This is a genomic window from Pseudomonas sp. PS02303 (assembly GCF_029959925.1).
Taxonomy (GTDB): Bacteria; Pseudomonadota; Gammaproteobacteria; order Pseudomonadales; family Pseudomonadaceae; genus Aquipseudomonas; species Aquipseudomonas mandelii.
Genome location: NZ_JASCOM010000371.1, coordinates 1 through 4,271, shown reverse-complemented (window position 1 = coordinate 4,271; position 4,271 = coordinate 1). Strand labels below are relative to the sequence as shown.

The window sequence follows — 4,271 nt, the reverse complement described above, 5'->3', positions numbered from 1 at the left end:
CGCCCCGGGGGGGGCGGCCCCGGCCCCCCAAACCCCCCCGGCCGCGCCAAAGCCTGGCTCCTACAGGTCCGATTTCAACAATAAGAATGTTGTAACCCATCGAGATTGATCCCTGAACCGAGGTCCCATCAACGAACCACTTCAAGAGTGAATCGAACATGAGCGCCAACGTCGACCTGAACAACCGCCCTGACTACGACACCGTCCTGCAGGACATTGCCGATTACGTCCTCAACTTCAAAATCGAGTCCGCCGAAGCGCTCGACACTGCCCGCAACTGCCTGATCGACACCCTCGGCTGCGGCCTGCTGGCCCTGCGCTTCCCCGAATGCACCAAACACCTGGGCCCTATCGTGGAAGGCACCATCGTCCCGTTCGGTGCACGCGTGCCAGGCACCCCATTCCGGCTCGATCCCGTCAAGGCGGCCTGGGACATCGGCTGCATCGTGCGCTGGCTCGACTACAACGACACCTGGCTCGCCGCTGAATGGGGCCATCCGTCTGATAATCTCGGCGGCATTCTCGCAGTGGCCGATCACCTGTCGCAAAAGCGCCTGGTCAATGGCGATGCGCCGCTGACCGTTCGCGCAGTGCTCGAAGCCATGATCATGGCCCACGAGATTCAAGGCGTGATCGCACTGGAAAACTCCTTCAATCGGGTAGGACTCGATCACGTCATCCTGGTGAAAGTCGCCTCGACCGCCGTCACCGCCAAACTCATGGGCGCCAATCGCGAGCAGTTGCTGTCAGCGTTGTCCCACGCCTTCGCCGACGGCCAGGCGCTGCGCACGTATCGGCATGCGCCGAATGCCGGGTCGCGCAAGTCCTGGGCGGCGGGCGATGCGTCCAGTCGCGGTGTGCGCCTGGCGGACATGGCGATGCGTGGCGAGATGGGCATTCCCGGCGTGCTGACGGCGAAGCAGTGGGGCTTTTACGATGTATTGTTCAGCCACACCAACAACGATCTGGCGCTCAAGCCCGAAGACAAGCGCGCCTTCAGCTTCTCCCGCCCATACGGCACCTACGTGATGGAAAACGTGCTGTTCAAAATCAGTTTCCCCGCTGAATTCCACGCACAAACAGCCTGCGAAGCGGCAGTGACGCTTCATCCACAGGTTAGAAATCGTCTGCATGAGATCGACAAAATCGTCATCACCACCCACGAGTCGGCGATCCGGATCATTTCCAAGGTGGGCCCGCTGGCCAACGCTGCCGACCGCGACCACTGCATTCAGTACATGACGGCGGTGCCGCTGGCATTCGGTAATCTGGTCGCCGAGCAGTACGAAGACAGTTTCCACGCGGCGCACCCGATCATTGATGTATTGCGCGAGAAAATGGTCATCGTCGAAGACCCGCAGTACACCCGCGAGTACCTGGAGGTGGACAAGCGTTCCATCGCCAACGCGATCCAGGTGTTTTTCAAGGACGGCTCCAGCACCGAGAAGGTCGTGGTGGAATATCCGATCGGGCATCGCCGTCGCCGCACCGATGGCATTCCGTTGCTGGAGGACAAGTTCAAGGCCAACCTGGCGACGCGCTTCACCGCCCAGCGCAGTGCAGAGATTTTTGCGTTGTGCAAGGACCAGGCTGCGCTGGAGGCAACCCCGGTCAATCGCTTCGTCGACCTGTTCGTGATCTGACACGAATTCCTGCAAAAGACAGCGGTGCGGCGATCCGACTTGCCGGCGACGGCGTATTTGAAGACGCCTTCGCCGGCAGCCTGGCTCCTGCAGGGGCGGCCGGCGTCAACCCTTGAGCCATTTTTCGACGGGTAATTTGGTGATGGCAAACCCGGTCAGCAACACCGCCGAATACCCCATCAACTCCCGGGTCAGACTGTGCCCTTCATACCACGCGCCAATCACCACCGCGAACACCGGAAAAATAATAAACACGAACGACAGAATGATCGGGCTCAAGCGTTTGAGCAGCAAAAAGTAAACGATAAACCCGCCCACCGAGGCCACCAGTCCCAGATACAGCAAGGCGCCCCAGGAACGCGCAGTGATGTCAGCGAACACCGGAGCCTCAACGCTCAATCCCGCCACAAAGAGCATCAAACCGGCCAGGCCGATGGGCAGCGTGTTGTAGGTAATCACACTGATCGCACTGCCTTGCTTCTTGGTGATGATGTAACACAGCGCATGCATGACCGCCGCCGCCAGAATCGCCAGTACCCCGAACAATTCGGCATGGTCCAGGTGCAGCCCCTGGCTGCGGATAATCATGAACAGACTGCCAAAACCGATGGCGATGCCAATCACTTGCGAAGGGTAGATTTTCTGCCGCAGAAACACGGCGGAAAACAGCAGGATGAACACCGGCATGCAGCTGAACAGCAGCGCGGTCAGGCCGGACGACACGTGCATCTCGCCGTAGTTGAGCAAGTAATACGGCAGGCTGAAATACGACAGGGTGACGAACACGAAAAACCAGCGGCTTTGCCGGGGAAACAGCAGCGGCTCGCGACGCAGCAGGGCAAAGCTCAAAAACAGCGGAAAGGCGATCAGAAAACGCAGCCCGGCGGCGGTCAGCGGGGGCACGCTTTCGACGGCAATCTTGATGCCCAGCCACGTCGTGCCCCAGCTCAGGCAAACGATCAGGAACAGCACGCTGGTGACCCCTCCGGCCAGCCACGGTTTTCGGATACTGGAAAAGGCGCTGAGGGCCGTGGACATGATCGTGCTCCTTCGTCGTCGAAATTGACCCCGTTACCAAATAGGTCTATCCCTGATTGAACCTGTTTTCAGCACGCTATTCGGGATGGAAATGACTGTCAAAGTAAGTATTGCCACGGTGTCAATCTTGCGCGAAGGCCTGGCTCAGGGGCGCGGCGTGAAGTACAAGCGCCTCGCCGAAGCCCTGGAAAAGAGTATCGGCGAAGGTTTGATCGAACCCGGCAGCAAGCTGCCACCCCATCGTCTGTTAGCGGACAGCCTGGGAGTGACCATCGGCACCATCAGCCGTGCCTATGGCGAACTGGAACGGGTAGGGTTGGTCGTGGCTCGTGTAGGAGATGGCACCTATGTGCGTCAGCGCGGGATGGAGCGGGTGCGGGATGGCGGCTTTCGCAATGTCAGCGACGACCCACAGCCTTACTTCGATATGAGTCGGAATCAGCCGATTCCGGGGCAGGAAGGCGCTTTTCTGAGTCAAAGCCTGCAGGCCCTGGCCAGCGATCCATACACCTTGCAACTGCTTAGCGGATATACGGCCGATGCCGGGTTACCGCGCCATCGTGCGGCAGGTGCCCATTGGCTGCGGCATCAGGCTTTCGTACCGAGCGCCGAGCAGGTTATTTGCGTCAATGGCGGCCAGCACGGCTTGCTCTGCGTGTTGATGGCGCTGCTCAAGCCCGGCGACACTCTGGTCACCGAGCAGTTGACTTACCCCGGGCTGATCAGTGTCACCCGCATGCTCGGCATCAAACTGATCGGTGTCGGGATGGATGACGAAGGATTGTTGCCCGAGTCTTTGTCGGAGGTTTGCCAGCATCATCGGGTATCGGCGGTGTACTGCACGCCGACCCTCCAGAATCCTACGGCGGCGGTGATGTCCGTCCCACGACGTGAGGCGATTGCCGAGGTCTGTCGCCAACATAATCTGCTGATCATCGAGGACGAAGCCCACGCCGTGCTCGCGCAGCAGCGTCCGTTGCCCTTGAGCCATTTTGCCCCGGAGCGTTCGGTGTTGATCGGCAGTCTGAGCAAAGCGGTTTCGGCGGGTTTACGGGCGGGTTATCTGCATGCGCCGCAACCGTTGATCGGACGTTTAAGCGCGGCGGTGCGCGGGACGTGCTGGATGGCGAGTCCGCTGTCGATGGAGCTGGCGACGGCGTGGATCGAAAACGGTATCGCCGAGCAGTTGCTGGGGCAGCAGATTGTTGAAATCAGTCGCCGCAAGCGTTTGGTCAGCCCAATGTTAGAAGAGGTCGGGTACAAGACTCATCCCCACAGCCCACACTTCTGGATCGAAGTGCCCGAACCGTGGCGAGCATCGCAGATTGCGGCGGAGCTCAAGCAGAACAATTACCTGGTGGCCACCGCGGAGGCGTTTGCGGTCGGGCATGCCGCAGTGCCGCAATTCATTCGGGCGAGTGTGTGTCATTCGGCGGGGGATGATCGGTTGTTGCTGCAAGGGTTTGATGCGCTGGCGGCAGCATTGGCGGAGACCGTGTAATCGTTTTTCGCGAGCAGGCTCGCTCCCACAATGGATCTCTCTCGTACACAAACTTTGTGTCAACTGGAGATCAACTGTGGGAGCGAGCC

At 59.9% G+C, this 4,271-nt stretch carries 3 protein-coding genes; 2 read left to right on the top strand and 1 reads right to left on the bottom strand.

The window, feature by feature from the left end; genetic code table 11:
• Window positions 1–158: 158 nt before the first annotated feature.
• Window positions 159–1,643: a 2-methylcitrate dehydratase gene (prpD, locus tag QMX98_RS32730; RefSeq protein ID WP_282411986.1), complete on the top strand. Its 1,485-nt coding sequence runs from the start codon at window positions 159–161 to the stop codon at window positions 1,641–1,643.
• A gap of 105 nt (window positions 1,644–1,748) precedes the next feature.
• Here the strand turns inward: prpD and QMX98_RS32725 are convergent, their stop codons facing one another.
• Window positions 1,749–2,636, bottom strand: a complete 888-nt coding sequence (locus tag QMX98_RS32725) for an EamA family transporter (RefSeq protein ID WP_282411987.1) — start codon at window positions 2,634–2,636, stop codon at window positions 1,749–1,751.
• Window positions 2,637–2,772: 136 nt separating this feature from the next.
• On the opposite strand from QMX98_RS32725, the gene QMX98_RS32720 reads away from it, so the two are divergent.
• On the top strand, window positions 2,773–4,182 hold the full coding sequence (locus tag QMX98_RS32720) for a PLP-dependent aminotransferase family protein (RefSeq protein WP_282411985.1): 1,410 nt from the start codon (window positions 2,773–2,775) through the stop codon (window positions 4,180–4,182).
• Window positions 4,183–4,271 lie beyond the last annotated feature (89 nt).

Excerpts from the sequence above, each read along its gene's own strand:
- prpD (WP_282411986.1), top strand. The coding sequence starts at position 159 with ATGAGCGCCAACGTCGACCTGAACAACCGCCCTGACTACGACACCGTC.
- QMX98_RS32720 (WP_282411985.1), top strand. The coding sequence starts at position 2,773 with ATGACTGTCAAAGTAAGTATTGCCACGGTGTCAATCTTGCGCGAAGGC.